A 24,634-nucleotide genomic window follows, 5' to 3' on the forward strand; every position below is an offset into this window, starting at 1 on the left:
GAGTTCCACCGCGTGGACCACCATCGCCCATATCCGCCGCCTCACCCGCCTCATCGCAAGCCATTGCCAGATCACATGAACTTCTGAGTCAGGCTCTAAGACCTGATAGCGCCTTTCACTATCATACTGCCGCAAGTCCTCAATCTGCACAAACTCGCCCGCAAACACATCGGGCGCATCTAGAAAGTCTAAGCCGTGCTTTGCAAGGTTGCTTAAGCGCTTGTTTTCGTCGAACTCAATTTCCATTTACCAAACCTAATGTTTGGCCTCCGCAAAGGAGGCGAGTTGAAAAACTTTGCCATCGTCATCTCCTTTGTTGAAACTTGACATTTAATGTAGCGACAAAAATTGTCAAACACTTATTCCGCCGCGAGCAGCGCCGCTTCGCCCAGATCGACGCTTACCAGCCGCGACACGCCTTTTTCCGCCATGGTAACCCCGAACAAGCGGTGCATCCGGCTCATCGTCACCGCGTTGTGGGTCACGATCAGATAGCGCGTGGTGGTGGTGGCGACCATCGACTCGAGCAGGTCGCAAAAGCGTTCGACATTCGCATCGTCCAGCGGCGCGTCGACTTCATCGAGCACGCAGATCGGGGCCGGGTTGGTCAGGAACAGCGCAAAAATCAGCGCGGTTGCTGTCAACGCCTGCTCGCCGCCGGATAGCAGCGAGAGCGATTGCAATCGCTTGCCCGGCGGCTGGGCGTAGATTTCCAGCCCTGCTTCCAGCGGATCATCGCTGTCCACCAGCGCAAGGTGGGCCTGTCCGCCTTCAAACAAGCGGGTGAACAGCACCCGAAAATGTCCGTCGACTTCCTCGAAGGCGGCGCGCAGCCGCTCGCGGCCTTCCCGGTTCAGGCTGCCGATCGATCCGCGCAGCCGTGCGATGGCTTCGACCAGTTCGGCCTGTTCCTGCGCGCTGGTGCCGTGGTCGCTTTCGATCCGGGCGAGTTCATCGGCGGCCACAAGGTTGACCGGGCCGATCCTTTCGCGTGCGGCGGTGAGCTTCTCCAGCTCGGCGGATTCTTCGGCAGCAGGGGCAAGATCGGCCTCGTCGAAGCCGAACTTGCCTGCCAGCAGCGGCGGCGGACACTGGAAACGCTCGCCGGAAATGCGCGACAATTCCGTGCGGCGCAGCTCCTCGTTCTCGGCCCGCGCGGCAAGGCTGGCCCGGCTTTCCCGGGCTTGGGCGAGGACTTCGGTGGTCTGCGACAGGGTGGTGTCAGCGATGCGCTGGCGGCTGTCCGCCTCTTGCATCACGGCATCGGCCTCAGCGAGTTCGGCGGCGAGCCGTTGGGCGATAGCCTTGCCCGCGTCGATTTCGGCTGTGAGCGCGGCGGGCTTGGCGGCATGAACCGCGTGCTCCTCCGCGATTTCGGCAAGGCGGCGGGTTGTTTCGGCCATGCGGCGTTCGGCGTCAGAGGCGCGCGCCTGCCATCCGGCGTGATCGGCGGCTTGCGCGGCGAGCCGCTCACGCGCGACGGCCAGCGCCTGATCCTGCGCGGCAAGCTCGGCGAGGGCCGCCTGTGCCGCTGCGCGCGCCGCCATGTTTCTGGTTTGCGCAGCGTCTAGCGCAGCCCGGCCTGCGTCGCGCGCAGGCAATCGTTCGCGGGCAGCCTCGGCAGCGGCGACTTCGGCCCGCGCGGCGACGATCTGAGAGCCAACATCCCCGGCGCTGGCAGCCAGTTCGGCAAGCCGCGCGGCGCGGCGTTCGCGGGCGGCTTCGGCCTGATCGAAGGCGCGCAGCGCCTGGCGCTCAGCCTCGATGGCGCCTGCGATGCTGCGTTCCTGGGCGATGAGCCTGGTCTGCAAGGCCGAAAGCTGTTCGCGAGCGGCCTTGTCATCAGCATCGGCGCGGGCCGCAGCGTCGCGCAAGGGGGGGAGGGCGGCATCCAGTTCGGCCAGCCGGTTGGCAGCTTCCAGCTGCGCCGCCTCGGCCGCGCCCTCGCCGCGCGCGAGGAACCCGTCCCACCGGCGCAAGTGCCCGGCACGGGTCACCAGCCATTCGCCGGGTGCCAGCGCGCGGCCATCATCGGTCTCGACACAATGCACCAGCGCGAGGCGGGCTGCGAGTTCGCCGGGACATTGCGAGAGGCGCAGCGCCAAGCTGTCAGCCACAGGTGCAGGCGCGGCGGCACCGGCCCAGAACCGCCCGTCCTGCGCGGCAGCGGGCGCGCCGAGCGGCGACTTGCCATCGCGCCCCAGCACTGCGGCGAGCGCACGTTCATAGCCGGGCGTCACGGTCACGCGGTCGAGCGGGGTGGCCATGCCTTGCCGCCCTGCCTCCCGCTTGGCGCGGGCATCACGGTCGCGGGCCAGCGCGGTATGCTCGCGCTCGGCCCCGGCGAGTTCGGCGCGCGCGGCGGCCAGCTGGCTGGCGATGTCATCGCGGCGAGCCTGAAGGTCAGCCTTGCGTGCCTGATCCTCGGCAAGTGCGGCGCGCAGGCGGGTAACCGTGTCGGCGGCAGCTTCGGCGGCGCCGCGCGCGGCGATAACGTCGGCCTCGGGATCGCCGCTGGCGGCGAGGTCAGCACGGGTCCGCTCGATCCGGGCGGCTTCGTCTTCGATCCGGGCGAGCCGGGACTGAGCCTGCGCGATGGCTGCTTCAGCGATCCGCCATTCGGCCTCCACCCCGGCCTGATCGGCCGTTGCCTTGGCCAGTGCGAGTTCGGCGGTGCGGCTGGCGCGTTCCTTGTCCTCGGCCTTTTCGGCGAGGACCGGGCGCGCTGCTGCGGCGGCCTCCACTGCGCTGCGGCTGGCGGCGACGTCATTGGCGAGACGCGCCAGCGCCTCAACCGCGGCACCAGTCAGGCGGTCGGCATCCGAGCGGTCCTCCTCCAGCCGGCTGCGCTGCCGGGCAAGATCGCGCAGCCGCGTTTCGGCAGCGTCGAGCTTTTCTGCCAGGGCCGCCATCCGGTGCCCATGCGCCGAGGCATCGTCGCGGCGGTCGGTGAGTTCATCACGCGCCGCACTGAGCGCATGGGCGGCGGCCGCCTGCTCTTTCTGCGCAATCTCGACCGCCTGCTGTGCTTCGGCCACCCGCGCCTCAGCGCCCTGTGCCGCCGCGCGGGCGACCTTCGCCGCGGCGGCCGCTTCGCGCCAGCGCGCAAACAGCAGCCGGGCTTCGGCGGCCTGAATTTTGCCCGTCAGTTCGGTGTAGCGTTCCGCCTGCTTGGCCTGACGCCTAAGGCTGGCGATCTGCGCGTCGAGCCCGGCCAGCAGGTCTTCCAGCCGGGCAAGGTTCGCCTCTGCCCCGCGCAGCTTGCCTTCGGCATCGCGGCGGCGGACGTGAAGGCCCGCGATCCCGGCGGCTTCTTCCAGCATGGCGCGGCGTTCGGCCGGTTTGGCGGCGATCACCTGCGCGATCTTGCCCTGGCTGACGAGCGCCGGGGAATGCGCGCCGGTCGCCGCATCGGCAAAGGTCAGCGCCACATCCTTGGCGCGCACATCGCGCCCGTTGACGCGGTAGGCGCTGCCAGCGCCGCGCTCAATCCGGCGGGTGACGACCAACTCGTCGCCCGCATCATCCGCCGCGTGGAGCACCACTTCGGCAAAATCGCGCGGGGGGCGGGTCGATGTGCCCGCGAAGATCACATCCTCCATCCCGCCCGACCGCATCGACTTGGCCGAGGTTTCCCCCATCACCCAGCGGATGGCTTCGAGCAGGTTGGATTTACCGCAGCCATTGGGGCCGACAACCCCGGTCAGACCGGGTTCAATGCGCAATTCCGCCGGCTCGACAAAGCTCTTGAAACCGCTGAGCTTGAGCCGGTGGATCTGCATCAGGCTATCGCTGCACCCCCGCGCTCAGCCTCAGCGCGCGCCAGCGCGCTGGAGCTGCGGCTCGATCATTTCCCAGGTCGTGCCTTCCAGCCGCTTGCCATTGAGGAAGAAGGTCGGCGTGCCGGTAATCTTGTCCTTGGCGTTGTTCGCCTCAACCGTCTTCACCAACGCTTCGATCCGCGCGGCATCCGACAGACACGCACGGCCCTGATCGGCGCTGAGCCCGCGCGCGGCGAAGAATTCCAGCAGGCCGGTGGCTTCGGCAATCGCGGCAAAGCGCTGGTTGATCGGCAATTGCGAGGCCGCTTCCACCGCCTGCTGATTGCCCTGAAGTCCGGTAAACACGCTTTCAAGGTTCTGCCACACCTGATCGGACAGCGGCTGCATCTGCTCCTTGGCGCCGCACTGAGCGAGCCCTGCGATCACCACGTCAAAGGGGTTCAGGAACACCTCGCGCAGTTCAAAGCTGACGACGCCGGTGGAGACGTACTTGTCCTTCAGCGCCGGCTTGCCGGACTTGGCAAAGGTCGCGCAGTGCGAACAGGTGTGCGAGGCATATTCCACCAGCTTGAGCGGCGCATCGGGATTGCCGACCACATAGCCGCCTTCGGGCGAGACGGTGACGGTGTCGGCCCACTGGCTGCCCGCCGGCGCAGCGATCGCCGGCAGCGCTTCGCCCGCAGGCCCGGCGCCGCCTTCGGTTGTGGCGGCATCATCACAAGCAGCCAGCATCAGCGGTGCAAGCGCGAGCAGGGGGAGGCAAAGCAGGCGGGTCACAGTCATCGAGGGAGCATCCTTGGCAGGTCGAAACAGGAGGAATAGCCGCTGGCGCGCCGGTGCAGCAAGCGTGCGCGCACGGGATATGAACACATGGCTCAGCCGGGCGCGGCCGACGCTTCCGCGGTCGGAGCGGAGACTTTCGCCGATAGCACCGGATAGAGCGCTTCCCAGCTGTGCACTTCGTTCAGCAGTTTGCCGTCAAGCGCAAAGCTGGGGGTGCCGGGCACCGCGAATTCGGCATTGTCGGCGCGGCCATTTTCGAGCAGCAGCCGGGCGGCGGCATCGTTCGATACGCAGGCATCAAGTTCTGCCTGTGATTGTCCGCGCTGGGTGAGCAGCGTTGTCAGCCCCAGCGCGCTGGCCGCATTCATGCGCCCGGCCTTGTCGCCGCGCAGCCAGATCGCCTGCTGGGTTTGCGGCGCGCTGCGGACCTTGGCGAGCCAATCGGACTGCGCCAGCATCAGCGCCTGATGGCGGGATTTGAACCCGGCCGGATCGCCGCAGCCGACCAGCAGCGAGGCGGTCAGGTCCAGCGCATTGCGGATCACCGATCGCACTTCGAGGTTGATCGTGCCGGGCATTACGCCAGCCAGCTCCAGCGCCGGTTCGCCCTGCGCGGTAAAATCAGCGCAATGCGGGCAGGTGTAACTGATAAACTCGATCAGCTGGGTTTCCGCCTTGGGATTGCCGATCAGATGGCCGCGCGCGGTGCGGGTGATGGTTGTCTGCCAATTGCCGGGATTGTCCTGGGGCGCAAAAGTGCTGCCGGGCCGCGCGAGATCCTGCTGCGCGGTCGCCGGCCCGGCTGCCAGCGCCAGCGCCGCTGTGATTGCGGCAAGGAAGAGGGGCTTGGTCATGGCAATGTGTCGTCCTGTGAGCGCGCGGGTTCGCTATTTGACAGGCTGCGCGCGAGCGATTCGAGCACGGTGCGCAGCTCCGGATCGCCGATATCGCGCAAGCTGTCGCCCAATTCCAGCGGGATCGGCTTCAGCGACGGCGGCGGTTTGGCGGGTCTGCCGTCCTGCGGCGGGGTGACAGCGCCTTGTCTCAACTTCACCCGCGCCACGGCCTTGTAGCCGAAGAAACGGTTCACCCGCTCGATGATCTCGGGGATGACCTGCTGGATCAGCGGGGCGTGGGCTGCGACCACCACCAGTTCGAGGATGCCTTCGGCTTTTTCGCCGGGCGGAAAGCGGATCGCTTCGGGGCTGCAAATCCGGGCGTGCTGGGGGCCGACGATCTCGGGCCAGCGCGACACGACCGAGCTTTGCACAAAACCGAAGCGGCGAAAGGCGGTGCGCCCGATTTCAGGCATGAGATCGCCGATGGCGCGCGCCCCCGATCCGCGCGGGCGGGTGAATGGCTTGACGGCGCCCTTGCGGCTGGCGGCTGCGGCCGGTGGTTTCTTGTCGCTTCCCATATGCCCAATCGCCATGCCATAGGCTGCGCGTGACTGCCAGCATCTCCGACATTCTGCTTGCCTGGTATGATGGCCATGCCCGCGCCCTGCCGTGGCGCAATCCGCCGGGCGCGCCGCTGCCTGATGATCCGGCCTGGCCATACCGCGTGTGGTTGTCAGAGGTCATGCTCCAGCAGACCACGGTGGCCGCGGTAAAGCCCTATTTCGCCAAGTTCCTGAACATCTGGCCCAATGTCGAAGCCCTTGCCGCCGCCAGTGATGACGATGTGATGGCGGCATGGGCGGGCCTCGGCTATTATTCGCGCGCTCGCAATCTGCTCAAATGTGCCCGCGCTGTGGCAGGGCGGGGCGGGTTTCCGTCCACCGAGGCTGAGCTGCGCAAACTGCCCGGTCTGGGCGACTATACCGCCGCTGCCGTCGCCGCGATTGCGTTCGGAAGCCGCGCGGTGGTGGTCGATGCCAATGTCGAGCGGGTGGCGGCGCGGCTGTTCGCCATCGATGAGCCGCTGCCCAAGGGCCGCAAGGCCATCCGCGCGGCGGCAGAGACGATCACGCCTCAGCACCGGGCGGGCGACTTTGCGCAAGGCCTGATGGACCTCGGCAGCCAGATCTGCACCACCCGCGCGCCGCGCTGCCTGCTCTGCCCGCTGGCCGCCTGCTGCAAGGGCCGCGAGACCGGCGAGCCCGAGCGCCTGCCGGTCAAACCGGCGAAGAAAGCCGTACCCGAACGGCGCGGGACCGCGTTCTGGATCACGCGTTATGCTGGCGATGGCGGCGGCGCGGACGTCTGGCTGGTCACACGTCCGCCAAGCGGGATGCTCGGCGGGATGCGCGCGCTGCCCGATGATGGGTGGAGTGCGCAGGCCGATGGCTCAGGCACAGCGCCGTTGGCGGGGGATGCGCGCATGATCGGGGCAGTGCGGCACGGCTTTACCCACGCGCACCTGACATTGCAGGTGGTCGCCATCACAGCGCAGGGCCCGCCAGAGGGCGAAGGCCAGTGGTGGCCGGTCGATCAGATCGCCGAAGCGGGCCTTGCGACCCTGTTCGCCAAGGCTGCAGGGCTGGCGCTGGCCGAAGGTTAGATAATCCCGCCGCCCAATGACAAGCGCACCACCGCGATCAGCCCGACGATCAGGCAAAAATTGCGCCCACCGGTCTTCGATGACAGCGCGCCAAGCACAATGCCGACCACAATAACCGGCAAAGCGATCCAGTTGATGGCGCCAAGCAGCGGGATTTGGGCCGGGATCACCAGCACCAGACTGACAAGGCCGACAAGATAGGCAAGGATATTGAGCATGTGTCCTATATACGTAAGACACCTTTGAAATACAACCTGCCAGCAGCCGCATGATTGACCAGCGCGGCAGCCTGCCGCAGACATGGCCGCAAACATATCTGCCGGAGATTCTGCCTGATGCCGATCCATGACCTTGCCTCGCCCGAAGTCTCGCGCCGGGCGCTGCTGCGGTACAGCGCTCTGTTTGCAGGCGGCGCTGCGCTGACCGGCCTGCCGCTGGGCCGCGCGGCCTTTGCGCATGATGTGGCCGAAAGCTGGCCGCAGGTCGCAGCGCTGGCCAATCGCTATGTCTCGCAGCGCAAGCTGGCCAACCTGTTCCTGACGTTTGGCTGGGGGCAGGAAGACCATGCTCACACCGTCGGCGGCGGCACGCTGTCGCTCGCCAAGCCCAATCCGGTGGACGAAAACTCGCTCTACCGCATCTATTCGATGTCCAAGCCGATCACGGGCATGGCGACGATGATGCTGATCGACGAAGGCAAGCTGGGTCTGGACCAGCCGCTCGCCGAAATCCTGCCCGCTTTTCGCGATATGCGGGTGCTGATCAACCCGGAAGGCCCGCTCGACGAAACCGTCCCCGCCTCGCGCCCGATCACGATCCGCCAATTGCTGACCCACACCTCGGGCCTCGGCTACCAGATCATCAGCAAGGGGCCGCTTCAGGCGGCGTATAACGAACAGGGTCTGGTCGGCGGCCGGGTCAGCCGGATGCCGATCCCCGGCTTCCCCAATGTCACGCCCGCGCCGGGTCTGGCCGCCTGGGCTGACCGGCTGGCCGAATTGCCGCTGATGTACCAACCGGCGACCAAGTGGAGCTATTCGTGCTCGATCGATCTGCTTGGCCGGGTGATCGAAGTCGCCAGCGGAATGGAATTTGAAGCCTTCCTGAAAAAGCGCATCTTCGATCCCTGCGGCATGACCAGCACCTGGATGCAGGTGCCCGCGAGCGAGGCGTATCGGCTGACCGACAATTACGGGATCGTCAGCGGCAATGCCTTCCCGCTCGATCCGGGCACTAGCTCGGTCTATCTTGATCCGCCCGAGGTTCCGGCCGGCGGCGGCGGACTGGTTTCAAGCCCCAAGGATTATGACCGGTTCCAGCGGATGCTGCTGGGTTATGGCACCATCGATGGCAAATTCGTGATGAGCGAGGAAGCCGTGCGGGTTGGCACGTCGAACCTGGTTCCGGCCACGGTCGATCTCACCGGCAGCTGGATTGAGGGCGAAGGCCACGGCGCAGGCGGCCGCTCGAAAGGCGCGACCTTCGGCTGGGGCGGGGCGGCGGGGACGCTGGCAGCGGTCGACTTCGATCTGAAGCTGCGCACCGGGCTGTGGACCCAGTACATGCCATCAGAAGCCTATCCGATCCGCGACGAATTCCTTGCGGCGATGGAGGCCGATCTGTCCGCGCTGCGCACCCGCAAGAAAGCCGCGTGATGCACGCCCCTGCGGCGCCTGCGGCGATGATGGCCTTTTCCGGATCGCCGCTGGACCGGGCCGATCATATCCGCGCCGATGATGCGGCGCTGGGCGGCCTGATGAACTGGCGCGCGCGGGTGCTGTTGCTGGAAGGCCTGCTGCCGGGCATCGACGATGCGGGGGGGCTCGTCTGGGGCAGCCTTGCCGATGTCGCCCAGGATGCCGAACTGGTGTTCCTCGGCATGATGGACGGCAAAGCGCATTTCGCGCCGGTGCCGCCTGCCGGGGCCGAGGGGCCGGCCTATGCGCAGCCAGCGGCATGGCAATTGATGACCCAGCTTTCGCCTCCCGATCTGGCGATCTACGGCGGGGCGCGCAGCCTGGTCGATTGGCACGCCCGCCATCGGTTCTGCGCGCGCTGCGGCGGGGCGACGAAGCTGGTCAAGGGCGGCTGGCAGCGGCACTGCGACACGTGCGGCGCAGACCATTTCCCGCGCACCGATCCGGTGACGATCATGCTGGTCGAGCATGAGGACAAGCTGCTGCTGGGCCGTCAGCCGCGCTTTCCGCCCAAGATGTATTCCGCGCTCGCAGGCTTTGTCGAACCGGGGGAGACCATCGAAGAGGCGGTCGCGCGCGAAATCCACGAGGAAGCAGGCGTGCGGGTGCGCGATGTGCGCTATATCGCCAGCCAGCCGTGGCCCTTCCCGAGCCAGCTGATGATCGGCTGCACATCGGTGGCGGACGATCCCGAACTCACCATCGACACCGCCGAGTTGGAAGACGCGCGCTGGTTCACCCGCGACGAGCTTCAGGCCGCGCGCGCAGCGGGGGAGGCGGGGACGGACCTGCTCTATTTCCCGCGCCCCTTTGCGATTGCGCATCATCTGGTGTGCTGGTGGCTCGACCGATGAGCCCGCAGCCGCTCACCATCGACATCTATTCCGATGTCATGTGCCCGTGGTGCCTGATCGGCTATGGCCAGCTGACCAAGGCGCTGAAGGAACTCGAAGGGGAGATCGCGGCAGAAATCCGCTGGCGGCCGTTCGAGCTGAACCCCGACATGCCGCCAGAAGGGGAGGAGCAGGAAGCGCACCTCCAGCGCAAATATGGCCGCCCCGCCGAAGAGGGCGCCAGGCTTCGCGGTCAGATGAGGGCGATTGCCGAAGGGGCTGGCGTGTCGCTCAGCTACGAGGGAGAAGGCGAGGCCCCACCGGCGATGATGTGGAACACCCGCGATTGCCACAAGCTGCTCACCTTTGCGCTGGAACAGGCCGGGCCTGAGGTGCAGACCACGCTGAAGCTCTCGCTGTTCCGCGCGCATTTCAACGAACGCCGCAATCTTGGCGATCGGGCGGTGCTGCTCGACATTGCAGCAGGTGCGGGGCTGCATCGCCAAGCCGCCAAGGTGGCTCTGGACGACCACGACATCGAAGCGCGCGTCCTCGCCGAGGAGGCGCAGGCCTGGGACATGAACATTTCGGGCGTGCCGGCGATGATCGTCGAGGGCAAATTCCTGATCCCCGGCGCGCAAGGGTCCGAGGTCTACGTCAATGCGCTGCAGCGGGTGGCCGAGAAGACGCGCGCCTGACCCGGCGCGGTCACTTGCGCTTGACGGTAACCAATGCACTGCTGGTGGCAGCATCAAAGCGCGCACCCACGGCGGCGTCATCAAACACCCGGCTCACCAGAAAATCATCGACGATCACAGCGACCTCGTCCCAGCCGGGCTGCTTTGCGCCCACAAATTCATGCGTGGCCCCGCCCACGATCAGCGCGGTGTGATCGCCTGCGGGGAGCTTGTCGAAATAGATCAGATGCGCGGCAGGATCATCGGCAAAGCCGGGCACCTTGTCGGCGTCGCCGGTGACGAGCAGGGTCGGCCCCTTCACACCATCGAACGCCCCCGGCGCACCCGTCAACATCGCGATGGGGCCGGGGGAGGAAAACATCACCACCGCTTTCACCCCCGGATTGCTCCCCGGCACCATGCTGGTGAAGGCTCCCCCGCCAATCAGCGAGGTCAGCGATCCATAGCTGTATCCGACTTGCGCCATCGGCAGGCCGGGAAAGGCCTGCGCAGCATATCCGGCCGCCACCTTCATGTCGGTAACCCGGGTCATGAAGGCTGCCATGAGACCCGTCCGCCGTTCGGCCGGGAGGCTGAGCGAATCCGTGTGCGTCGGCGCGATCACGGCAAAGCCGCGCGCCGTCAACCGCGCGTGGAGCGCGGGTGTGTTGAGCGGGTTGCTGTTGCCGCCGTGCGAAAACAGGATCACGCCGCGCGGCGCAGCCGGTGCAATCACGGTCACGTCGATCACCCGCCCATCGGGCGCGGTCAGCGAGGTGGTGGAGGTGGTCGCGCCCGCAACAGCAGCCTCAGCCGCAGGGCCGGTCTGAGCCAGTGCCCCGGTCGTCGCCATCAGGGCGCAGGCCAGAGGCAGCAGGCTCCGGCTCATCATCTGCGTGAATGTCATTAGAGCCATGCGCTTTCCCCCTGTCTTGCCATCATCTTACGGTGCGAAGATGCGCTACACCAGCCCCAGTCGCTCCAGCTTCATCGCCAGCTTGCCGGGCAGCGCGTCGCCGATATCCTCGCCGTCTGCGACGTCCTTGGGGGCTTTGTCGTCAGTGAGATAGCGCCAACCCTGATGCGCGCGCTTGGGCTGCTGGTGGACGCGGATCAGGCGCGGTTCCAGCACGATGTCCCAGCGCCCGTCCTGTGTCTTCTCGAAACCGAGGATCGGTGAGCGCGCGACAATCGCATGGTTAATGATCCAGAACAGCGATCCGCCGACGCATTCCTCGTGCCGGGTTGGACGGTTGCGCGTGGTCAGGCCGATCGCGCCGCGTCCTTCAAACCACCCGGCGAGATGGTCATAGCTTTTCGCCCCGAAGGCGATCTTGGTCAGATGAAGCGGCATGGCCCCAATGTGGGCCAGCCGCGCGCCCGATCAAGCGATGGAGAGGCCCCCGTCCACAATAAACGGCGCGCCGGTGGCGAATTTGCTTTCGTCGCTGGCGAGATAGACCACGAGATGGGCGATATCGCTGGCCTCGCCCATGCGGCCGATGGGTTGGGCGATGGAGAACGCCGCGCGGGTCGCATCAGGATCGGGGGTGCCGGCGATCACGCTCTCTACGTTAGGCGTCAGGATCGTGCCCGGCTGCACCGAGTTGACCCGCACGCCGTTCTTCTCCCGCGCACAATACAGCGCGATGCTTTTGGTGAGGGTCACCACCGCCGCCTTGGCGCTGTTGTAGGCGGCCAGATCGGGCGAGACCTTGTTGCCCGCCGCGCTGGAGAAATTGACGATGGACCCGCCGCCGCTCTTGGCCATCAAGGGGATCGCGGCCTTGCAGCCCATGAAGATCGAATCGACATCGACGGTGTAGCAGCGCCGGAAATCCTCGGGGCTGATGTCGGCGATCGAGCCGAACACCGTGATGGCGGCGTTGTTCACCAGCACATCGAGCCGGCCATGCTCGGCTTCGACCTCGGCGATTACCGCCTGCCAGCGTCCCCAGTCGGTGACGTCCTGAGGCAGGAACCCGCAGCCCAGTTCGGCCGCCGCGGCGCGGCCTGCTGCTGCATCGATATCGGTGATGATGACGCGCGCGCCCTCAGCCAGCAGGGCCTTGGCTGCCGCCTTGCCCAGTCCCATCGCGCCGCCTGTCAGCAGCACCACCTTGCCTGCTACCCGTCCACCCATCGGCTCTCTCCCTTTGTGCTGGAGAGAGGGCTATCAGCCGGTCAGACCCATCGCCACTGCCAAACCTAAGAAGGCAAAGAAGCCCATCGAATCCGTAATCATTGTCACAAACACGCTGCTGGCGACCGCCGGATCCTGATCCAGCCGCTCGAAAATGACCGGCACGGCCACCCCCGCCACCCCGGCAATGGCGATGTTGATGATCATCGCCATTGCAATCACCAGACCCATCATCGGCGTGAACAGCAGGCTGGTTGCTGCGCCGATCAGCAATGCAATCGTGCTGCCATTAAGCAGCGCAACGCGAAATTCGCGCCACAGAATGCGCTTGGTGTTGGAACGGGTGAGCTGATTGGTTGCAATCGCGCGCACGGCCACGGCCATCGTCTGAGTGCCGGCATTGCCGCCGATGCTGGCGACAATCGGCATCAGGATTGCAAGCGCGACCAATTCCTCGATGGCGGCCCCGAACAGCGCGATGATCGACGACGCGATCACGGCTGTGCCAAGGTTGGCAATCAGCCAGCGCACGCGTGCGGTGTAAGCCTCGCGGATCGGCTCGTTGATGTCGCCATCGCCCGCGCCGGACAAAAGCAGCGCGTCCTCGCCCGCCTCTTCGGAAATGATGTGGACGATATCGTCGACCGTCATCTGGCCGACCAACCGCCCGCTTTCATCCACTACCGCGGCGGAAATCAGCGCATATTTCTGGAACATCAGCGCGGCTTCTTCCTGATCCATCGTCACCGGGATCAGGGTCTGGTCGCGCTTCATCACATCGGTCAGCTGCACGCTGCGCGGCGTGGTGAGGATCCAGTTCAAGGCGCAGGTGCCAACCGGATGGTGGCGTTCGTCGATCACGAAGACTTCAAAGAAATCATGCTCGATATCGCCGTTTTCGCGCAGATAATCGATCAGATCGCCCACGCTCATATGCTCGGGCACCGCGACAAAGTGCCGGCTCATCAGGCGCCCGGCAGTTTCTTCCGGATAGGCAAGGGCGCTGGAGACCGCCGCGCGGGTTTCCGGCTCCAGTTCGGCCATGACCGCGCGCTGATCGGCCTCGTCCAGATCCTCGATCAGCTGGACGGCATCATCGGTATCAAGCTGTTCCGCGATCACCGCCACAGCCTGCGCGGACAGCGTGTCCATCAGGTCTTCGCGGACGTAATCGTTGAGTTCCGCGATGACGTCGCTGGTCATCAGATCGCTGATCGTGGAGGCAAGCTGGGTGCGTTCGCGCGGTTCGAGCAGTTCGATCAAATCGGCAATGTCAGCGGCGTGGAGCGGCTCTACCAGATCGTAAACCGCGCCCTTGTCGCCCGCGGCCAGCGCATCATGGACCGCGCTGACGAACTTCGGCTTGAGGCGGTTTTCCTCATCATGACGTTCGTCATTGACCCGGTCATCCGGGCGCACCTCAGCATCGGCCAGTTCGGGCGCCTGGTCGGCACGCAGCGCGACGTCTTCGGGGATGCGGTCGTCAGCCATAAGAGGCGTTTACGGAGGGGCCTATGAAAAGCAAGCGGGGAGGGTGACAGGCGGCAATTGGCTGCTAAAAGCGCGGGCAATTGCCTTCAGGAGACAGACAAATGGCCGATACCCTCACCTTTACCCTCGATACCGGCGACGGTCAGGCAAACGACGTCGTGATCAAGCTGCGTCCCGACCTTGCCCCCGGCCACGTTGCGCGCATTACCGAGCTGGCGAGCGAAGGCTTTTACGACGGCGTGATCTTCCACCGCGTGATCGGCGGCTTCATGGCGCAGGGCGGCGATCCGACCGGCACCGGCATGGGTGGCAGCGACAAGCCCGACCTTGCGGCCGAATTCAACGCCGAACCCCATGTCGAAGGCGTGTGCTCGATGGCCCGCGCGCAGAACCCGAACAGCGCCAACTCGCAGTTCTTCATCTGCCTTGATGATGCGCGCTTCCTCGACAAGCAGTACACCGTGTGGGGCCAGGTAACGAGCGGCATGGAACACGTCCACGCGCTGCCCAAGGGCGAACCGCCGCGTTCGCCGGGCAAGATCGTGAAAGCGACAGTGGCCTGATCAGGGCAGGGGGCATGATAAAGGTGACGTACCGCGGTGCAGCGGCGCTGCTGGGCGGGGCGTTGCTGCCTGCGTGCGCCACCTTGCCCGATATTTCGCAATCCCGCTCCCCCTGCCAGCTTGAGCCAGGCGGGTGGTGCGGGTTTGTGCGACAGGCGGCGGTGGATGCCTTCCCTTATGCTGTCGCCTCGACCAATGCCTACACCGGCGATGATGATCTGTTTGCCAAGCCGGGCCGCGTCCTCCAGCGGCTGGAGCATCTGCCGATTGCGCCTGAAGATGCCGACAAGGGCTTCAGCTACGAATTGTTCAACGAATACGAAAGCGGGAGCGGCAGCCGCGCGGATCGCAAGCCTGTCGCGCGGGTTCTGGCGTTCCGGGGCACCGATTTCAAAGGCCTGAGCGATCTGTTCTACGGCACGCTGCGCAGCGATCAGATCGAATTGGCGCTGCGGTATTTCGCGGCGGAGAAGGCGCGGCTGGGAACAGATGTGCCGTGGGTCATCACCGGCCATTCGCTGGGCGGCGCGCTGGCCACCGAGGTGTCGGTGGCGCACCCCGAAGTGCGCGCCTATATGTTCAACACCTCGCCGTTCTACCGCAGCGAGGCGCGAGCGAATTCGTTGAAGCGCACGGTGTTCAACGAGCGCGGCGAGGTGTTGCGGCGATTTGCCCGCTCTCAGGAAGCGCCTGCGGCCAATGTTATCACGATCAATTGCGAGCCGCGCAAGAACGCGCTGTTGAAGCACAAGGTGCGCCCGCTGGCTGATTGCATCACCTGGATTGCAGCCTATGGCAGCGCGGACGCGCACGAGGTCGTAAAGGCCAACCGGATCGCCAAGCCGCTGGTGGAATGCGGCCCGGACGACAAGGCGCACCCCGGTCCGTCCGCCCGAACCACCGAGCCGTGCCTGCATAATGATCAGCGCGAGCGCAAGCCGAAGGGCAAGGATCAGGATAGTCCCGCACAAGGCGGCGATTGAACCCGGCCCGCATCGGCGCTAAAGGCGCGGGCCTCATGAAAATCACCTCCGCCCCTCCCAAGACCTACCGGGTCAAAAGTTTCGGCTGCCAGATGAACGTCTATGACGGCGAGCGCATGGCCGAATTGCTGGGGACACGCGGCATTGAACCTGCGGCGGAGGGCGAGGAGGCTGATCTTGTCATCCTCAACACCTGTCACATCCGCGAAAAGGCTGCCGAAAAGGTCTATTCCGACATCGGCCGGCTGGTGAAAGCGGGCAACGCGGTGGGGAAGGCCCCGCTCATTGCGGTTGCCGGATGTGTTGCGCAGGCCGAGGGCGAAGAGATCATGGCGCGCGCCCCTGCGGTCAGCATCGTGGTCGGCCCGCAGGCCTATCACCGCCTGCCGGAAATGCTCGACTGCGCGGCTGCGGGCGAGCGCGCGACCGATACCGACATGCCCGCCATCGCCAAGTTCGACGCGCTGCCCGCGCGGCGCAAGCGCGGGCCCAGTGCCTTTCTCACCGTGCAGGAAGGCTGCGACAAGTTCTGCACCTATTGCGTGGTGCCCTATACCCGCGGCGCGGAAATTTCGCGGCCCTTCGCCCACCTGATCGCCGAGGCGCATAAACTGGTCGAAGCCGGCGCGAAGGAGATCACACTGCTCGGCCAGAACGTCAACGCTTGGAGCGGGGAAGATGACAAGGGCCGCGCAGCCGGGCTGGCTGGCCTGATCCATGCGCTCGCCCGGATCGATGGGCTGGCGCGGATCCGATACACCACGTCCCACCCCAATGACATGGATGACGCCCTGATTGCCGCGCATGGCGAGGTGGACAAGCTGATGCCTTACCTGCACTTGCCGGTGCAGGCCGGGAACGACCGCATCCTGAAGGCGATGAACCGGCAGCATACCGCCGAAAGCTATCTCAGGCTGGTGGAGAAATTCCGCGCCGTGCGTCCTGATATCGCCTTGTCCGGCGATTTCATTGTCGGTTTCCCCGGCGAGACCGAAGCCGAGTTTGAAGACACGCTCAAGATCGTCGACGACGTTCGTTACGCCCATGCGTTCAGCTTCAAATATTCCCCGCGCCCCGGCACGCCCGCTGCAACGATGGACGGGCAGATTGCGCCAGAAGTGATGGATGAGCGCCTCCAGCGTCTTCAGGCGCGGATTGCGCGGCACCAGTTCGCGTTCAACCAAGCCACCGTCGGCCGCACCTGTCAGGTGCTGGTTGAGCGCACGGGGCGCAGCCCCGGCCAGTGGCTCGGCAAGTCGCCTTGGCTTCAAAGCGTCTGGTTTGAAGGCGATTATGCCATCGGTGATCTGGTCGATGTGACGCTGGGCGAAGCGGGGCCGAATTCGCTGATGGGGGTGGTGCAGGCAAGCCTTCCGGCCTGATGCACGCGCACGGATGCCTGATGGCATCCTGGTGACTATCCACCACCATCTCGCCGCAGCCTGCTTGCTTTGCGCGTCTCCCTGCTTACCTTCACGACTCATGGACGAGGGACTGTCCCTCGTGCGCAGCCAAAGGAAACTATGGGCCGACGACCCTCCCGTGCCGGACACCCGGCACTATCGCCTGATCCGCGCGGCATCCCGGAACCGCGGCGCGCGCGGGTTGATCTGACCTTTGAAAACCAGTCCCTGCTGGGGCCGTTGTTCGGGCAGTTCGACGCCAATCTGGTGCAGGTGGAAAACCGGCTGGGCGTTTATATTCATGCGCGCGGGCATCAGGTGGTGATCGAAGGGCCGGAAGACGATGTCGCCCGCGCGCGCGAGACGCTGAAGACCATGTATGACCGGCTGGCCCGGGGCGAGGCGCTGGACAGCGGCGCAATCGAATCGCTGATCGCCATGTCGTCCGAACCCACGCTGGAAGGGATCATCGCGGGCGACATGGACGCGCCCCCGATCATGATCCGCACGCGCAAGAAAACCATCGTGCCCCGGTCCGCGACGCAGATCGATTACATGCGGTCACTGGCGAAGGACGATATCATCTTCGCGCTCGGCCCGGCAGGAACAGGCAAGACCTATATCGCGGTGGCGCAGGCGGTCAGCCAGCTGATCACCGGCAGCGTGCAGCGCCTGATCCTTTCGCGCCCGGCGGTGGAGGCGGGGGAGAAGCTCGGCTTCCTGCCGGGTGACATGAAGGAGAAGGTCGATCCCTATCTGCGCCCCCTTTATGATGCGCTGAACGACTGCATGCCGCCCGAACAGGTCGAGCGCAGGCTGGCCAATGGCGAGATCGAGATCGCACCGATCGCTTTTATGCGCGGGCGGACGCTGGCGGACAGTTTCATTATCCTCGACGAAGCGCAAAATACCACGCGCGAACAGATGAAGATGTTCCTCACCCGGTTCGGTCAGAACAGCCGGATGGTGGTGTGCGGCGATCCCCGGCAGGTGGATATTCCGGGCGGCCCGCGCATGAGCGGGCTGAACGACGCGGTCGAGCGGCTGGAGGGGATCGAAGGCTTCGGCACCATTCGCTTCACCGCGGCCGACGTGGTGCGTCACCCGATTGTTGGGCGCATTGTGGAAGCTTACGAAGGGGACGGCGAGGGCGAGGGGGCCTGAGAGCTTGCCTGCGGGCAACTGTTTAACTCCGACGCGGGGTGGCAGTTTCTCTCTGTTTGTGGTGCGTTTCTGACATATTGAAAACAGGCTTGCCCTGCTTTTCTATTTGAATAATATCCTGACCAGCCAAGATAATTTTGGCTGATAGAGGAGATGTCGCAATGCAAATGCTCACCCACGCAGAAGTCGAACAGGTATCTGGAGGTAGCGTATTCCTTGATGGTGGAATCGTAGTCGCTCCCCGCGCAGTCAGGTCGGGGGACACGTTCGGCGGCGTCTGGGGTGGCGGGCCGGCGGTCGGCTCGAACCGGCTAGCATATGAAAAGTATCTCGCCGCTCTCGACGCGTGGCAGGCGCGTAACCCGAACCTTGATCCTTCGATCTTCGATTCGATCTATTTCCGGTATTAATCCCCGTCTCGGGACGAAGCTTGCAAGAATGCAAGCATGATGCATTTCGGGCGCCCGGTTTTGCCACCGGGCGCCCGATTTCATTTGCGCGCACATGATCCGTTCGCGTCCCTGATCACCGATGTTGCGCCGCCCCCACCGACTTTAACCCCCCCCCCGTGGATTGCCCTTATCCCGCGCTGACGGCTTGTTACCCCTTTGCGTCAATACATGACCCCTGTGGTTTAACCATAAGATCAGGGGAACAGCATGACCGACACCGCGCAAGATTTCGCCGAGGCCCGCATCGCTCTAGAAGAAGCCTTGCAGCTTCAGGAGGCAGGCAATCTTGCCGCGGCCGAGCAGCGCTACCGGATGGTTATCGATCAGGGTTACCGCATCGCAGACGTGTTGCCGATCCTTGCCGGTCTCGTCACCCTGCGCGGGGCAACCGACGAGGCGCTGATGCTGTGGGACCGGCTCCTCGCGCTGGTGCCCGGTCATGCGGTGGCGCTTCACGAACAGGCCCTGCTCCATAGCCGGGCGGGCCGCCTTGACCTTGCGATCACCACCATGGAGGCGGCGTGCGCGGCCGATCCGTCCAATCCGCTGACGGCCAATAATCTGGCCGTGCTGCTGTCCGATGCGGGGCGCAAGACCGAGGCGCTGGAACAGTTCGCCCGCGCGCTGGCCTTGCAACCGGGCAATATCCACATCGAACACCAGATCCGCCGTCTCAACGCTGAACTGGTGCCGTTCTGGCATATCCCGATGCTTAATGATGTCCGCCGCAATGATGCTTTCGAGGCGGCGATCAAGGCGGCGCTCGCTAATGCCGGGCCGGATGCGAAGGTGCTCGATATCGGCACGGGCAGCGGGCTGTTGTCGATGATGGCCGCGCGCGCCGGTGCCCGGTCGGTGACGGCGTGCGAAGTGGTTCCAATTATCGCGGCCATGGCGCGCACGATTATTGCTGACAACGGTTATGCCGATGCGATCACTGTCCACACAGCGCCCTCGACCGCCTTGCAGATCGGCACCCATCTGGCCGAGCGCGCGGATATTCTGGTGTCCGAGATCCTGTCCAGCGACCTTTTGACAGAACACGTCATCGACACCTTCGAAGATGCCCATGCCCGCCTGCTCAAACCGGATGCGACGGTCATTCCCCGCGCGGCGGCGGCCATTGGTTGTCTGGTGACAAGCAAGGTGCTGGCCGATTATGTGTTTGTCGATCAGGTGTCCGGCTTCGATGTGTCAGCCTTTGGCGCTTTTGCTGCGCCTAAATTGCCGATCCACGGCACCATGACCGATTGGAAGCGCCTGTCGGATGATGTCGAACTGGTGCATATCGATCTCACCCGCCCCGCCCACCGCAGCGACCTGCGCCTGCTCCGCATTGCGGTGCGCGATAGCGGCATCGCCACCGGTATCGTGCAATGGATGAAGGTCGATCTGGCCGAGGGGATCAGCTTTGATAACCATCCCGACGGCTACAGCGATGGCGGCTGGCTGCAAGTGCTGCATAATTTTCCGGCGCCCATTGCGGTGCGTGCAGGCGACGTGCTGAACTTGGCCGTCGGGCATGATCGGGTGACGCTGATCGTGCGTCCGCTGGGTCTGACGGCGGCTGCGGAACACGCGATGGTCGCCTAGCAGAGCGGTCATCGCGCCGCACGATTGGCGCGCGGTCGGCGCTGCGCTATGGCGCGCGCGATGCAACTTGATATCGACATTGAAGACTGGCCGCAGGACGATTGGGAGGCCTTGGCGATCCGCGCCGCGCAGGCGGCAGGGGAGGGCGAGCCGCTGCTTGGCAATCCGCGGTTGATGACCAGCGTGCTGTTTACCTCTGATAGCGAAGTCCACACCCTCAACCGCGAGTGGCGTGCGCGCGACAAGCCTACCAATGTCCTGAGTTTTCCGATGCTGGAGCGCGGTGAACTGGAAGACCTCGCCGCCACCGGCGCGCCGGTCATGCTCGGTGATATTGCACTGGCTTATGCAACCTGCGCGCGCGAGGCCGCGGATAAAGGCGTGACGCTGGAAGCCCATGCGGCCCATTTGATCGTCCACGGCCTGCTGCATCTGGCCGGCCACGATCACGTTGATTGTGACGAACAGGCCGAAGCCATGGAAGCATTGGAAACCCGCATACTTGCCAAACTGGGCATCGCTGACCCATATGGCGACTGAAACCACGTAGGAGCCGCTAAGAAGGCCATGGCCGATTCCCATTCGCCCGCGTCTCAATCAGGAGATGCGGACAGTAGCAGCGGACTGATGTCTGCGTTTCGCAAGATCCTCGGGCTGGAAACCGCGCGCTCGCTGCGCGAGCAGCTTGAAGAGGCTATCGACGAGCATGAGGACGAGAACGGCGTCTCGGCCTCGGATGATGGCGGCAAGGCGGGCGGCGATCTTTCGCGGACCGAGCGGCAGATGCTGCGCAACCTCCTGCATTTTTCCGAGCATGATGCCGATGACGTCGCCGTGCCGCGCGGGGAGATCATCGCGGTTGATGCGTCGATCAGCTGGGCCGACATGGTCGCAGCCTTCAGCGAACATGGCCATTCTCGGATGCCGGTCTACCGCGAGACGCTGGATCAGGTGATCGGGATGATCCACATCAAGGACGTCTTCCCATTCCTCGCCAATGGCACACCGCCGCCTGACGACTGGACCACGCTGATGCGCCAGCCGCTATATGTGCCGCAGGCGCGCGGTGCGCTGGATGTGCTGGCCGACATGCGCACCCAGCGCGTGCACCTGGCGATCGTGCTCGATGAGTTTTCCGGCACCGATGGCCTCATCACCATCGAAGATCTGGTTGAGGAAATCGTTGGCGACATCGAAGACGAACATGATGATGCCCCCCAGGCCCTGATTGTCCCGATCGGCGAAGGCATGTGGGATTGCGATGCGCGCGCCGAACTGGATGACATCGCCAAGCAGGTCGATCCGCGTCTGGCCGAGGTGGAAGAATCGGTCGACACGCTGGGCGGCCTTGCTTTTGTCCTGGCCGAAGCGGTGCCGCCGGTTGGCACGGTGCTGGAACATCCCAGTGGCTGGCGGATTGAAGTGACGGCGGGTGATGAAACCCACGTCACCCGATTGCGGCTGCACCCCCCCGAAGCTGCGAACGAAATGCAGTAAGCGCAACCTTTTTGCGCTTTGGCCATTTTTCCTTCGATTTTTTGCATCCCAATCACGTTTCAGGCGTATCTCCTGCGACCAAGGAGAGAGTTCATGCCTGCACGTCGTTTGCCCCCTCTACGCGCGCTCGAAGCGTTCATGCGCACTGTTCGTCTGGGTTCGGCCCGGGCGGCGGCGGAGGAGATCGGATTGAGTCCCTCGGCATTGTCCCGGCGGATCAGCAATCTGGAAGAATTCGTCGGCAAGAAGCTGTTCACCCGCGCGCGGCAATCGATGCAACTGACCGACGAGGGGCAGGCCTTTTACGAAGCGGTAAACCCGCACATGGAAGCGCTCGCCCGTGCGGTGGAGAGCCAGTCGGACAATATCGCGCTGCTTCGCCTGCGGCTGGGCGTGTTGCCGATGTTCGGAAGCCAGCGCCTGTTCCCGCGGCTGAGCGAATTGCGCAAGCGCCACCCGCTGCTGCACATCGATATCGACACCGCGCCGCATCTCGAAGACCGCGTTGGTGACACGCTTGATGCGGCGATCATCCTGTCGCGCGGCCCGGCAAGCGGGCTGCATGCGGTGCGGCTCGATCACAATCTCGTCCACGCGATTTGCAGCAAGGATACCGCGCGCAATATCGGCCCGGACATTCTGCCCGAGGTTATGACCAAGCAGACTTTCCTCATTCATAACGAGCTGCCCGAGAGTTTCATGGCGTGGAAAAAGGCCAATGGGCTCGAACAGATGGATCCGGCCGCGATCGACCATTACGATTCGGGCGCGCTGATGCTGGAGGCTGCGGCGCAGGGGCTGGGCATTGCCATCATGCATGACGATCACTTGCGCCGCGCCAACGATAACCGCCTCACCAACCTGCCAGGCAAGCCGGTGGAAAGTCCCTACAGCTACTGGTTCGTGTGCAAGCCGGTCGCGCTGGAAAGCCGCCCGGTGCGGATCTTCCACGATTGGCTGGTGCGCGCGGGGCTTTAACCGGCGGCCTGATCCTCGGCCTTTGGTTCATACCGGACAGGCGGGACTGTATGCGCAAACGGGCGCAGCGGCTTACCCAAGGTTTCGATCAGCGCCTCTTCGATCCGGCGGCGCGATTCCTGGCTGATTGCCTTGCGGCCGCGGAAATCTTCGGGGCTGAAGGGCTCAAGGTAATGAAGCCTGACCTTGAAGGTGCCTTTGCGCCCGAGCACCCGCTTGGCGTTGTTGATGCCGCTTTCCTGGCCGATCCAGCCAATCCATTCGGCCACCGGGCCGTAATCGAGGATGACGGGCTGTACCAGCACGCCCGGCGGCGGGGGTTCCAGCACCGATAGCATCGAGGTCTTGAACGGCAGCAGCGATTGCCCGTCGGTCGTGGTGCCTTCGGGGAAGACCGTGACCGACCAATTATCGACCAGCGCTTCCTTCAAGGCATTGATCTGTTCGGCTACACCCATGCGGTGTTCGCGCTTCACGAACACCGTACGGTTGAGGCTGGCGAGCCAGCCGACCACCGGCGCTTCGGCCAGCTCGGCCTTGGCGACGAAGGCCGTGCCGCTGGCCCCTGCCAGCGCCAGGATATCGACCCATGACAGGTGGTTGGCAACGAAGAACACGTCGCGCTTCAGGTGGGTGCCGATAACCTCGACCCTGGCTCCGCACACCCGCGCAGCACAGCGCAGAAACAGCATCGGGAAGGGGGAACCGTAGGAGACCAGCCGGTAAAGATAGTGCAGCGGCACAAAGACGATGATCAGCGTAATCAGCGCCAGCGCGCGGGCGACCAGACGGGTCCATCCGGCAAGGGAAAGCGGCGTGCTTTCGCCCCGTGCCGCTGCCGCGCGCAGTTCTGCTTCAGTCATTGCGCGACAGGCGAACGCCGTACAGCTCCATGCGGTGATCCACCAGCCGGTAGCCCAGCCGTTCGGCAATCTGACGTTGCAGCGCCTCAACCTCGGGATCGACGAATTCCACGACCTTGCCGGTCTCAACATCAATCAGGTGATCGTGGTGGGCTTCGGGCACGGGTTCGTAACGCGAGCGCCCATCGCCGAAATCATGGCGATCAAGGATGCCGGCTTCTTCGAACAGCCGCACGGTGCGGTAAACCGTGGCGATCGAAATGCGCGGATCGACCGCAGCGGCCCGGCTGTGGAGCAGTTCGACATCCGGGTGGTCGTCGCTGTCGGAAAGCACCTTGGCGATCACCCGGCGCTGCTCGGTGATCCGCAGGCCCTTTTCGGCGCAAAGTTGTTCGAGATCGATTTTCTGGGTCAAGGAACGCTCCATCGCCAAGTGCGCCGTCCCGGTGGGATACGATCGCTCAAAAGCACAGCAGCCTCACCCCTACAGGGACGAGGCTGCTTGCTCAAGCTGGCATACCGCGCTCTCAACAGGGGCGCGCGGTCTGCCTGACAAAAGCGGCTGGCAGGCTGCGGCCCGCTTACGCCGGCTTCTTGGCCCGGCGGGTCTTGGGCATGACCGTCCCGGGCTTGCGGCCCAGACCGATCTTCTTGGCAAGATCGCGGCGCTTTTCAGCATAATTGGGCGCGACCATTGGATAATCGGCCGGCAGACCCCAACGTGCCCGGTACTCTTCAGGCGTCATGTCAAAGTTCGTGCGAAGATAGCGCTTCAGCATCTTCAGCTTCTTGCCATCTTCAAGACACACAATGTAATCGGGCTTGACGGAATTGCGCACGGCAACTGCCGGTTGTGGCTTGGCTTCTTCTACAACCGGCGCCTCACCCAGATTGGCCAGCGCGGTGTAGACATTGGTGATGAGAGCAGGAACGTCAGCGACGTCGACATCATTGTTGCTGACATGGGCTGCAACAATGTCGCTGGTCAGCGTGATTAGCGTTTCTTTCATATCCATTTCCAGATTCTGCATGAGTTCCTCACGGGCTTGGGTCGTTAGACGCCAGTTGTTGCGCCATGACCCATAGTTGCAAACTTGGCAACTAGGTTGCTTTGCTTGTTTGCCATTTTGGGATCAATAGACCTGTTGCGAAAGTGGGGATTAGGGGATTCCCGTTTGGCGTAAAATCTGATTCACGCTTTGGATGCAGAGGTTTTGCGCTGAGCGGCTG

26 protein-coding genes are annotated in these 24,634 nt (G+C 64.5%); 13 read left to right on the forward strand and 13 right to left on the reverse strand.

Annotated features, from left to right (window positions below; all coding sequences use genetic code 11):
• The 5 genes from C0V72_RS13640 to C0V72_RS13660 form a co-directional block, all read right to left on the reverse strand.
• A partial coding sequence (locus tag C0V72_RS13640) for a BrnT family toxin (RefSeq protein ID WP_101794694.1) occupies positions 1–246 on the reverse strand: 246 nt, incomplete at its 3' end.
• 113 nt (positions 247–359) lie between these two features.
• Positions 360–3,782, reverse strand: coding sequence for a chromosome segregation protein SMC (gene smc / locus C0V72_RS13645; RefSeq protein ID WP_101794695.1), 3,423 nt, complete (start codon positions 3,780–3,782; stop codon positions 360–362).
• A 30-nt stretch (positions 3,783–3,812) separates the two neighbouring features.
• A complete protein-coding gene (locus C0V72_RS13650) occupies positions 3,813–4,565 on the reverse strand; it encodes a thioredoxin domain-containing protein (protein WP_101794696.1) in 753 nt (250 codons plus the stop codon).
• 92 nt (positions 4,566–4,657) lie between these two features.
• The gene (locus C0V72_RS13655; RefSeq protein ID WP_101794697.1) at positions 4,658–5,419 is read right to left on the reverse strand and encodes a DsbA family protein; all 762 of its coding nucleotides are present in this window, start codon (positions 5,417–5,419) and stop codon (positions 4,658–4,660) included.
• Positions 5,416–5,997, reverse strand: a complete 582-nt coding sequence (locus C0V72_RS13660; RefSeq protein WP_101794698.1) for a DUF721 domain-containing protein — start codon at positions 5,995–5,997, stop codon at positions 5,416–5,418. The genes C0V72_RS13655 and C0V72_RS13660 overlap by 4 nt, the downstream gene beginning before the upstream one ends.
• Before the next feature lie 14 nt (positions 5,998–6,011).
• Here C0V72_RS13660 and C0V72_RS13665 point away from each other — a divergent pair, with 14 nt between their 5' ends.
• Entirely contained in the window at positions 6,012–7,067 is a 1,056-nt protein-coding gene (locus C0V72_RS13665; RefSeq protein ID WP_101794699.1) for an A/G-specific adenine glycosylase, read from the forward strand.
• Here the strand turns inward: C0V72_RS13665 and C0V72_RS13670 are convergent.
• A complete protein-coding gene (locus C0V72_RS13670; protein ID WP_101794700.1) occupies positions 7,064–7,285 on the reverse strand; it encodes a hypothetical protein in 222 nt (73 codons plus the stop codon). The two genes, C0V72_RS13665 and C0V72_RS13670, sit on opposite strands and share 4 nt — an antisense overlap.
• Before the next feature lie 117 nt (positions 7,286–7,402).
• On the opposite strand from C0V72_RS13670, the gene C0V72_RS13675 reads away from it, so the two are divergent.
• The 3 genes from C0V72_RS13675 to C0V72_RS13685 are packed head-to-tail and all read left to right on the forward strand — an operon-like array spanning position 7,403 to position 10,295.
• The gene (locus tag C0V72_RS13675) at positions 7,403–8,722 is read left to right on the forward strand and encodes a serine hydrolase domain-containing protein (protein ID WP_101794701.1); all 1,320 of its coding nucleotides are present in this window, start codon (positions 7,403–7,405) and stop codon (positions 8,720–8,722) included.
• Positions 8,722–9,618, forward strand: a complete 897-nt coding sequence (gene nudC, locus C0V72_RS13680) for an NAD(+) diphosphatase (RefSeq protein WP_101794702.1) — start codon at positions 8,722–8,724, stop codon at positions 9,616–9,618. Before C0V72_RS13675 ends, nudC begins: the two co-directional genes overlap by 1 nt.
• Entirely contained in the window at positions 9,615–10,295 is a 681-nt protein-coding gene (locus C0V72_RS13685) for a DsbA family oxidoreductase (protein WP_101794703.1), read from the forward strand. The genes nudC and C0V72_RS13685 overlap by 4 nt, the downstream gene beginning before the upstream one ends.
• A gap of 10 nt (positions 10,296–10,305) precedes the next feature.
• Here C0V72_RS13685 and C0V72_RS13690 read toward each other — a convergent pair whose 3' ends face one another.
• Genes C0V72_RS13690 through mgtE form a run of 4 tightly spaced genes read right to left on the reverse strand, consistent with a single transcriptional unit; the run spans position 10,306 to position 13,908 of the window.
• Entirely contained in the window at positions 10,306–11,190 is an 885-nt protein-coding gene (locus tag C0V72_RS13690) for an alpha/beta hydrolase (protein WP_143704604.1), read from the reverse strand.
• A gap of 45 nt (positions 11,191–11,235) precedes the next feature.
• Positions 11,236–11,628 carry a DUF1489 family protein gene (locus C0V72_RS13695; protein ID WP_101794705.1) on the reverse strand — a complete coding sequence of 131 codons (393 nt, stop codon included), beginning with the start codon at positions 11,626–11,628 and terminating at the stop codon, positions 11,236–11,238.
• A gap of 30 nt (positions 11,629–11,658) precedes the next feature.
• Positions 11,659–12,417 (reverse strand): glucose 1-dehydrogenase, encoded by a 759-nt coding sequence (locus C0V72_RS13700; protein WP_101794706.1) that lies wholly within the window; start codon positions 12,415–12,417, stop codon positions 11,659–11,661.
• Positions 12,418–12,450: 33 nt separating this feature from the next.
• Positions 12,451–13,908, reverse strand: a complete 1,458-nt coding sequence (mgtE, locus tag C0V72_RS13705; RefSeq protein WP_101794707.1) for a magnesium transporter — start codon at positions 13,906–13,908, stop codon at positions 12,451–12,453.
• A 101-nt stretch (positions 13,909–14,009) separates the two neighbouring features.
• Between mgtE and C0V72_RS13710 the strand changes: the two genes are divergently transcribed.
• From C0V72_RS13710 to C0V72_RS13750, 9 genes are all read left to right on the forward strand, one after another.
• Positions 14,010–14,471, forward strand: a complete 462-nt coding sequence (locus tag C0V72_RS13710) for a peptidylprolyl isomerase (RefSeq protein ID WP_101794708.1) — start codon at positions 14,010–14,012, stop codon at positions 14,469–14,471.
• A gap of 14 nt (positions 14,472–14,485) precedes the next feature.
• The gene (locus C0V72_RS13715) at positions 14,486–15,454 is read left to right on the forward strand and encodes an alpha/beta hydrolase (RefSeq protein WP_101794709.1); all 969 of its coding nucleotides are present in this window, start codon (positions 14,486–14,488) and stop codon (positions 15,452–15,454) included.
• Between the two features lie 35 nt (positions 15,455–15,489).
• Positions 15,490–16,836, forward strand: a complete 1,347-nt coding sequence (miaB, locus tag C0V72_RS13720; protein WP_101794717.1) for a tRNA (N6-isopentenyl adenosine(37)-C2)-methylthiotransferase MiaB — start codon at positions 15,490–15,492, stop codon at positions 16,834–16,836.
• Between the two features lie 141 nt (positions 16,837–16,977).
• The gene (locus C0V72_RS13725) at positions 16,978–18,021 is read left to right on the forward strand and encodes a PhoH family protein (RefSeq protein ID WP_101794710.1); all 1,044 of its coding nucleotides are present in this window, start codon (positions 16,978–16,980) and stop codon (positions 18,019–18,021) included.
• Between the two features lie 167 nt (positions 18,022–18,188).
• The gene (locus C0V72_RS13730) at positions 18,189–18,431 is read left to right on the forward strand and encodes a hypothetical protein (RefSeq protein ID WP_143704605.1); all 243 of its coding nucleotides are present in this window, start codon (positions 18,189–18,191) and stop codon (positions 18,429–18,431) included.
• A gap of 249 nt (positions 18,432–18,680) precedes the next feature.
• Positions 18,681–20,066 carry a 50S ribosomal protein L11 methyltransferase gene (locus tag C0V72_RS13735; RefSeq protein ID WP_101794712.1) on the forward strand — a complete coding sequence of 462 codons (1,386 nt, stop codon included), beginning with the start codon at positions 18,681–18,683 and terminating at the stop codon, positions 20,064–20,066.
• Between the two features lie 60 nt (positions 20,067–20,126).
• The gene (gene ybeY, locus C0V72_RS13740) at positions 20,127–20,606 is read left to right on the forward strand and encodes an rRNA maturation RNase YbeY (RefSeq protein WP_101794718.1); all 480 of its coding nucleotides are present in this window, start codon (positions 20,127–20,129) and stop codon (positions 20,604–20,606) included.
• A gap of 87 nt (positions 20,607–20,693) precedes the next feature.
• A complete protein-coding gene (locus C0V72_RS13745; protein WP_233999958.1) occupies positions 20,694–21,563 on the forward strand; it encodes a hemolysin family protein in 870 nt (289 codons plus the stop codon).
• A gap of 93 nt (positions 21,564–21,656) precedes the next feature.
• Positions 21,657–22,541, forward strand: coding sequence for a LysR substrate-binding domain-containing protein (locus tag C0V72_RS13750; protein WP_101794714.1), 885 nt, complete (start codon positions 21,657–21,659; stop codon positions 22,539–22,541).
• Here the strand turns inward: C0V72_RS13750 and C0V72_RS13755 are convergent.
• The 3 genes from C0V72_RS13755 to C0V72_RS13765 all read right to left on the reverse strand — a co-directional run bounded on the left by C0V72_RS13755 (position 22,538) and on the right by C0V72_RS13765 (position 24,435).
• Positions 22,538–23,404: a lysophospholipid acyltransferase family protein gene (locus tag C0V72_RS13755; RefSeq protein WP_101794715.1), complete on the reverse strand. Its 867-nt coding sequence runs from the start codon at positions 23,402–23,404 to the stop codon at positions 22,538–22,540. The two genes, C0V72_RS13750 and C0V72_RS13755, sit on opposite strands and share 4 nt — an antisense overlap.
• Entirely contained in the window at positions 23,397–23,819 is a 423-nt protein-coding gene (locus C0V72_RS13760) for a Fur family transcriptional regulator (RefSeq protein WP_101794719.1), read from the reverse strand. The genes C0V72_RS13755 and C0V72_RS13760 overlap by 8 nt, the downstream gene beginning before the upstream one ends.
• Before the next feature lie 166 nt (positions 23,820–23,985).
• Entirely contained in the window at positions 23,986–24,435 is a 450-nt protein-coding gene (locus C0V72_RS13765) for a MucR family transcriptional regulator (RefSeq protein ID WP_101794716.1), read from the reverse strand.
• Positions 24,436–24,634 lie beyond the last annotated feature (199 nt).

It is taken from the genome of Porphyrobacter sp. TH134 (assembly GCF_002855495.1).
Classification (GTDB): domain Bacteria; phylum Pseudomonadota; class Alphaproteobacteria; order Sphingomonadales; family Sphingomonadaceae; genus Erythrobacter.